This is a genomic window from Ideonella sp. P3_A4 (assembly GCF_056403075.1).
The window spans coordinates 1-7,487 of sequence record NZ_JBFUGE010000298.1; the positions used below are offsets into that span (position 1 = coordinate 1).

8 protein-coding genes are annotated in these 7,487 nt (G+C 63.9%); 7 read left to right on the top strand and 1 reads right to left on the bottom strand.

From position 1 onward, the window contains the following. Positions 1-316: 316 nt before the first annotated feature. The 7 genes from AC1DYI_RS21905 to AC1DYI_RS21935 all read left to right on the top strand — a co-directional run bounded on the left by AC1DYI_RS21905 (position 317) and on the right by AC1DYI_RS21935 (position 6,801). Entirely contained in the window at positions 317-1,162 is an 846-nt protein-coding gene (locus tag AC1DYI_RS21905) for a flagellin N-terminal helical domain-containing protein (RefSeq protein ID WP_477206248.1), read from the top strand. A 290-nt stretch (positions 1,163-1,452) separates the two neighbouring features. Continuing rightward, the gene (locus AC1DYI_RS21910) at positions 1,453-2,298 is read left to right on the top strand and encodes a flagellin domain-containing protein (protein ID WP_477206249.1); all 846 of its coding nucleotides are present in this window, start codon (positions 1,453-1,455) and stop codon (positions 2,296-2,298) included. Between the two features lie 355 nt (positions 2,299-2,653). Next, complete coding sequence (locus tag AC1DYI_RS21915; RefSeq protein WP_477206250.1) at positions 2,654-3,502, top strand: flagellin domain-containing protein; 849 nt, start codon at positions 2,654-2,656, stop codon at positions 3,500-3,502. A 134-nt stretch (positions 3,503-3,636) separates the two neighbouring features. Continuing rightward, the gene (gene fliD, locus AC1DYI_RS21920; protein WP_477206251.1) at positions 3,637-5,055 is read left to right on the top strand and encodes a flagellar filament capping protein FliD; all 1,419 of its coding nucleotides are present in this window, start codon (positions 3,637-3,639) and stop codon (positions 5,053-5,055) included. Between the two features lie 202 nt (positions 5,056-5,257). Continuing rightward, positions 5,258-5,689: a flagellar export chaperone FliS gene (gene fliS / locus AC1DYI_RS21925; protein WP_477206252.1), complete on the top strand. Its 432-nt coding sequence runs from the start codon at positions 5,258-5,260 to the stop codon at positions 5,687-5,689. Positions 5,690-5,726: 37 nt separating this feature from the next. Beyond that, on the top strand, positions 5,727-6,026 hold the full coding sequence (locus AC1DYI_RS21930) for a flagellar protein FliT (RefSeq protein ID WP_477206253.1): 300 nt from the start codon (positions 5,727-5,729) through the stop codon (positions 6,024-6,026). A gap of 13 nt (positions 6,027-6,039) precedes the next feature. Beyond that, positions 6,040-6,801 (top strand): flagellar brake protein, encoded by a 762-nt coding sequence (locus AC1DYI_RS21935; protein ID WP_477206254.1) that lies wholly within the window; start codon positions 6,040-6,042, stop codon positions 6,799-6,801. A gap of 59 nt (positions 6,802-6,860) precedes the next feature. Here AC1DYI_RS21935 and fliE read toward each other — a convergent pair whose 3' ends face one another. Then, positions 6,861-7,193, bottom strand: a complete 333-nt coding sequence (gene fliE, locus AC1DYI_RS21940; RefSeq protein ID WP_477206255.1) for a flagellar hook-basal body complex protein FliE — start codon at positions 7,191-7,193, stop codon at positions 6,861-6,863. Positions 7,194-7,487 lie beyond the last annotated feature (294 nt).

A 7,487-nucleotide genomic window follows, 5' to 3' on the forward strand; every position in this document is an offset into this window, starting at 1 on the left:
CGGTAGGGGCGGGTCGTTGCGGCGGCCACGGGTGAGGCAGACGAAGTGGTCATCGTGCCCAACTTTAAGCCTGTGCCCAGAAGCGCAGGTGCCGATAAGAAAAGACTGGGCAGCACGCATTGCTGCCGCCGGCTCCCCGCCGGCTTGAGCTTGTCAACCTCCGGCAAGTCGATCGATCGAATAGCGGTAAAAAAAACTCTCAAGTCTTTCGATCAACTCTCCGAAAAGCAATTCACGGCCCCAACCACTTTCAAACGGGGGCGCAACCAGAGACCCGGATGGGTCAGTTTTTGAACCCCGTGAAGGAGTAACTCACATGTCTTCAGTCATCAACACCAACGTCGGCTCATTGACCGCCCAGCGCAATCTGTCGGCTTCGCAAGCTTCGCTGTCGCAGTCGATGCAACGTCTGTCTTCGGGCCTGCGTATCAACTCGGCCAAGGACGACGCCGCCGGCCTGGCGATCGCCGAACGCATGAACGCCCAAGTGCGTGGCATGAACGTCGCGATCCGCAATGCTAACGACGGCATCTCTCTGGCGCAGACCGCTGAAGGCGCGCTGAGCAAAGTCGGCGACGCACTGCAGCGTATGCGTGAACTGGCGGTGCAATCGCGCAACGCGACGAACTCGAGCTCGGACAAGGATTCGCTGAACAAGGAATTCGGCCAACTGCAGTCGGAAATCACCCGTGTTCTGGGCGGCACCAGCTTCAACGGCAAGAAGATGCTGGGCTCGGACGCCACGACGATGACGTTCCAGATCGGCGCCAACACGACCGCCGACGACATCGTGGACATCACCTCCGAAGACATGACCGCCAACAGCGACATCACCGCGGTGACGGGCTCGACGGCCGTGATCGACGCGAGCGCCACTTCGGGTGACATCGCCACGGTGATCGACAACATCGACACCGCGATCGACACGATCAACGACCAGCGCGCCACCTTCGGTGCCGCCCAGGGCCGCTTCGACGCGATCATCTCGAACCTGCAGCAGTCGGTGGAATCGCAGAGCGCCGCCCGCAGCCGGATCATGGACGCGGACTTCGCCTCTGAAACGGCGAACATGAGCCGAGCGCAGATCCTGCAGCAGGCCGGCAGCGCGATGGTTGCGCAGGCCAACCAGCAGCCCCAGCAGGTCCTGAGCCTGCTGCGCTAAGGGCCCCAGGCGCTGAGCCTGCTACGCCAGGCCCCAGCGCCGCGACCGAAGCCCTCCTGAAAACGGGGGGCTTCGGCGCAGGAGCTAAAAAAACTCTCAAGGTTTCCCCAGACGTTTCCGATACCCAAATCACAGGGCGAGCAAACAAGCAAACCCTGGGTCCGGTGAGATGACCAAGGGCCAGGCAGCACCCAGGTGGAGTTGCCCGACCGGAGGAGCCCCGGCATTTGCGTGCAGAGACGCCGGTGCTTTAACCGGAAATTTTTGGCAACCCTTGTAGGAGTTTCAACATGGCTCAAACCATCAACACCAACGTCGCTTCGCTCAACGCCCAGCGCAACCTGTCGGCCTCGCAATCCTCGCTGTCGACCTCGATGCAGCGCCTGTCTTCGGGCCTGCGTATCAACTCGGCCAAGGACGACGCCGCCGGCCTGGCGATCGCCGAGCGCATGAACGCCCAAGTGCGTGGCATGAACGTCGCGATCCGCAACGCCAACGACGGCATCTCGCTGGCGCAGACCGCTGAAGGCGCGCTGAGCAAGGTCGGCGACGCTCTGCAGCGTATGCGTGAACTGGCGGTTCAATCGCGTAACGCGACGAACTCCAGCTCGGACAAGGATTCGCTGAACAAGGAATTCGGCCAGCTGCAGTCGGAAATCACCCGCGTGCTGGGCGGCACCAGCTTCAACGGCAAGAAGGTGCTGGGCTCCGACGCGACGACGATGACCTTCCAAATCGGCGCCAACACGACCGCCGACGACACCGTGCAGCTGACGTCCGAGAACATGACCGCCAACAGCGACATCACCGCGGTGACGGGCTCGACGGCCGTGATCGATGCGACCGCCACCTCGGGCGACATCGCGACGGTGATCGACAACATCGACACCGCGATCGACACGATCAACGACCAGCGCGCCACCTTCGGCGCCACGCAAGGCCGCTTCGACGCGATCATCGCCAACCTGCAGCAGGCGGTGGAAGCCCAGAGCGCAGCCCGCAGCCGGATCATGGACGCGGACTTCGCCTCTGAAACGGCGAACATGAGCCGAGCGCAGATCCTGCAGCAGGCCGGCAGCGCGATGGTCGCGCAGGCCAACCAGCTGCCCCAGCAGGTCCTGAGCCTGCTGCGCTAAGGTCCTCAAGCGCAGAGCGCAACCCGCGGCCCACCGGCCGCGTGAGCAAAACCTCACGAAGCCCCCGCCGGCCACCCGCCGACGGGGGCTTCGCCTTTTGACGGGTCGGAAATGGCGGTTTTCCAGGCTTCATTTCCCGGCATTACGACCACCCAAGCCTCTTCAGAATCCATTCCATCGCTCCAATGCAAATCGGGGCGTGGTCCGACAAGCACTGYCGAGACCGGAGGCGCCGAAAGCGCCTCTTGTTCGACGGTGAGGGTGCCGGGCTTTATGGAAGGGGCGGTTGTTCGCCGCTTCTTCTGGATAGCCGGCCTTCTCGCCGGGCGCGGTCGAGTTTCAACGAGGTGCTCACATGCCACAGACCATCAACACCAACATTGCGTCGCTCAACGCGCAACGCAACCTGAATTCTTCGCAGTCGGCGCTGTCGACGGCCATGCAGCGCCTGTCCTCAGGCATGCGTGTCAACTCAGCCAAGGACGACGCCGCGGGCCTCGCGATCGCCGAACGCATGAACGCCCAAGTGCGTGGCATGAACGTCGCGATCCGCAATGCCAACGACGGCATCTCGCTGGCGCAGACCGCTGAAGGCGCGCTGAGCAAGGTCGGCGACGCCCTGCAGCGGATGCGCGAACTGGCGATCCAGGCTCGCAACGCGACCAACTCGAGCTCCGACAAGGACTCGCTGAACAAGGAATTCACCGAGCTGCAGTCGGAAATCAGCCGAGTGCTCGGCGGCACGACTTTCAACGGCCAGCGCATCCTGGGCGCGGACGCGACGACGCTGACCTTCCAGATCGGCGCCAACACTGGCCCGGACGACATCATCGACATCACCACCGAGAACCTGACCACCGCGACCGACATCGCGGCGATCACGGCCACCTCGGCGGCGATCGACGCAGCGGCCACGGTCGGCGACATCGCGACGGTGATCGACAACATCGACCTGGCGATCGACAACGTCAACAACACCCGGGCGACCTTCGGCGCCACGCAAAGCCGGTTCGACGCGATCATCTCGAACCTGCAGCAGTCGGTCGAGAACCAGGCGGCGGCCCGAAGCCGGATCATGGATGCGGACTTCGCGGCTGAAACCGCGGCGATGAGCCGAGCGCAGATCCTGCAACAGGCCGGCACCGCGATGGTGGCTCAGGCCAACCAGCTGCCGCAGCAGGTGATGCGTCTGCTGCAAGGCTGATCCCGGATCACTTTTGGCTTCTGATGCGCGCCGCCGGGATGCCTGAGCGGCGCGTTTTCATTCCCGGGAACGGAAAAGGGTCTTAAGTTCCCGCCCAGACGGCCGAAGACCACGACAGGAATCCAAGGACCACCATGCCCACCATCAGCTCCCTCGGGGTCGGCAGCGGCCTGCAGTCGGAAAGCATCATCTCGGCGCTGATGAGCGTCGAGCGCAAGCCCGTCGAACTGCTCACCGCCGAAACTGCCAGCATCAAGACCCAGTTGTCGTCGGTGGGCAAGCTGCAAAGCCTGGTCTCCGCGATGAGCGACAAGGCTGGCGCGATCAGCTCGCTCACACTGTGGGGCCAGACCACGGCCACCTCCAGCGACGGCACCATCGTCAGTGGCAGCACGACCACCGGCGCGTCGCCAGGCCGCTACTCGGTCACCGTGTCGCAGCTGGCGTCGAGCCAGACCGTCACGACCGCCACCGCGCTGCCCAGTTCGTCCAGTGAGCTGGGCGACGGCAGTTTGCAGATCGAGCTCGGCACCTGGAACGGCACGACGTTCACCGGACGGGGATCCCCCAAGACCATCACCATCGGCTCGGACGACACCAGCCTGTCCGACATCCGCGACAAGATCAACAGCGCCGGCGCCGGCGTGACGGCCACGATCGTCAACGACGCGAACGGCGCCCGCCTGTCGATCCGCTCCGACGCCACTGGCGCCGAGAACGGCTTCAAGATCACCGCCACCGAAAACGTCGACGACAACGACGCCGCCACCGGCTTGTCGGTGCTGGGCTATGACGCTGCCGTGGTCGGCACCCCGATGGCGCTGAACCAGGCCGCGGGCAATGCCAAGGCCAAGGTCAACGGCATCGACGTCGAATCGAAGACCAATACCCTCACCGGCGTATCGGACAACCTGACCCTGACGCTGACCAAGGAAACCGCGACCCCGGTCGAAGTGGTCGTGGCCAACGACAACGAGGCGGTGAAGACCGCGATCGGCGAGTTCGTCACCGCGTTCAACGAGCTGGCGGCCTACATCAAGGACCAGACCAAATACAACGCCGCGACCAAGACCGGCGGCCCGCTGCAGGGCGACCGTACGACGATCGGCCTGCAATGGCAGTTGCGCGGCGTGATCAACCAGGGCAGCAGCGCCTCCAGCGCCTGGAGCCGCCTGTCCGAGATCGGCATCACGATGAAGGAAGACGGCTCGCTGACCACGGCGACCTCCAAGCTGGACGATGCGCTGGCCAACCCGGAAGAGCTGCGCAAGCTGCTGTCCACCGACGGTGCCAACAGTGGCGCATCGGGCTTCATGGACCGTTTCAAGGACCTGGGCAAGGCCGTGCTGGGCGAAGACGGCAGCCTGGAAACGCTGCAAACCAGCCTGGAGTCGCACGTCAAGCGCAATGACGACCGGCAAGACCAGATGGAAGACCGGTTGACCCATACCGAGGCGCGTTTCCGCGCCCAGTACGAGGCGCTGGACACCTCGATGGCCAAGCTGAACGCCTTGTCGTCTTACGTGACGCAGCAGCTGGCGGCGCTGGGCTGACCCGCCGCCTGGTTCAKGCCTGAAGCAAGCGCCCTGCGGGGCGCTTTTTTCATTTGGATGTCAAGCAAATAGGCCCGGTTTTCTTGAGCCGATGAGTGGCGGAAAACCCCGTCCAGTTCGATGGCTTGGCCGGCCTCAAGCTGGGTGAAATGTGGGCCGATAAGCAAAGGGACGGTCACACAGATTTACCACCCAAGACACCATGTACAGCCCGCAACTTGCTTCGCCCTTCGGCCGCTCCGGCGGCATGAACAACGCCTACCGCCAGGTGGGTGTGGAGACCAGTGTCGAGGACGCATCGCCCCACAAGCTGATCAGCCTGCTGTTCGACGGCTACATGGAGTCGATCACCCAGGCCCGCGGCGCGATGCGCAACGGCGAGATCGAAAAGAAGGGCAAGGCCATCGGCCGCGCCGCGCGCATCGTCGAGGAAGGCCTGAAGGCCAGCCTGAACGTGGCCGAAGGCGGCCCGCTGGCGCGTGACCTGAATGCGCTGTACGCCTACCTGGCCCAGCGCCTGACGCTGGCCAATGTGCGCAACGACGAGGCCCTGCTGGACGAATGCGTCAGCCTCATGGAGCCGCTGCGCCAAGCCTGGCGCGAGATCGGCGGCCAGATCGCCAATTCAAACTGATTTCCTTCAATCGCTGTCATCGCCGAGAGTCGCCACCATGAGCCACACTTTGCTGAACTATTACGAAGCCATCGAGCGCGCCAGCGCTGACATGCTGGAAGCCGCCCGCACCGGCAATTGGGACGAGGTCGTCAAACTGGAAGGGGCCTGCGCCGTGCTGATTTCACAACTCAAGCATGCGGCGAAGGAAAAGAACCTGCAGGCCGAAGAATCGAAGACGAAGTCGCGCATCATGCAGCGTATCTTGCTGAACGACGCCGAGATCCGCCACCTGGCCGAGCCCTGGCTCGAGGACCTGGACAAGCTGATGCACGGCAAAACCAAGACTCTGCACTGAGCCCTCGCGCGCCATGTACTCCGACACCCAACCCGCCACGCTGGACGCTCTGGGGCAACCCGGGGCGGTTGAATCCTTCCGCGTCGGCGATCCGGTGGAGGTGAAGTCGCTGCTGAAGTCCTTGATGGACCGTGGCGTGACGATCAACTTGAACGGCTCCGACGGTTCGGCCTACTCGACCACGCTGTGGACCATCGATGGCGCCCAAGGCAAGATCGCCTTCACGGCTGACCTGATGGCACCGGCCGTGCACCGCCTGGTCGAAGCCGACGAAGCGGTTGCCGTGGGCTACCTCGACCAGATCAAGCTGCAGTTCGACGTGGCCGACCGCATGCTGGTGCATGGCCGACAGCATTGCGTGCTGCAAGCGGCGATGCCGCGTGAACTGTTCCGCTTCCAGCGCCGCAACGCATTTCGTGTGCGCACGCTGGAGCGCAGCGCGCCGACCGCGCGCTTTCGCCACCCGGCCATTCCCGACATGGTGCTCGAGCTGCGCGTGCTGGACGTGAGCGTGGGCGGCTGCGCGCTGTTCATGCCGTCGGACATGCCGATGGTCGAGCCGGGCGTGAACATCAATGATTGCGTGATCGAACTGGACGCCGGCACCCTGCTGCGCGGCACCCTGGTGGTGCACCACGTCACCTCGATCCAACCTCAGGCCCGCGGCGTGCGCCTGGGCTGCGAACTGCTGCACCTCGACTCCGAGGCCACCCGGATGCTGCAGCGCTACATCGACCAGACCCAGAAGCGCCGGCGGATGCTCAGCCTGGACTGACCCCCCGCGCCAATGCAAAAGGCCACCTCGCGGTGGCCTTTTGCATTGGCGCGGTGTTGCTACACCTGCATGTTCATGACATCGGTGTAGGCCTGGACGAAGCGGTTGCGCACCGTCAGCGCCGCCTGGAACCCGATCTGCGACTTCTGCATCGCGATCATCGTGTCTTCGAGGCTGACCGACGAGTTGCCGAGCTGGAATTCCTGCTGCAGGTGCTCGGCCGTCAGCTGCTGGTTGCTCACGGACTTCAGCGCGTCGGTCATCGCACTGGAAAAGCTGGCCTTGTCCACGCCCTCGCTGGCACGGGTCTTGGCCAGCGGCATGCCGTCTTTCGACAGGCCGGCGCGGGCGACGGCCTGGGAAAAGTCGAACGGTTTGAGTTTCATGTCCATCGCGGGCCTCTTTCTCGACCAACTCGGCAATCGCACTGACGCTGAGCTTGTTGGGACTGAATCGTAGTGGCTCACCTCGGCAGTGATGGTTGGAACTGAAGGGGGAATTTCGGGCTTCTCGCCGCTATCCGGCGAAGGGGCTTGCCAAACAATGGCCAGGTACGAAAGTTGAACAGGGCCTCCCTTGGCTCGCTCACGTTCCCCGAAAGAAAACCCCATGGACGCTACCGCCGCAGTGCCCGTTCCCCTGGTTCCCGCCGAGCCGCCCCATGGGCTGGTCGGGCGCCTGGTGGC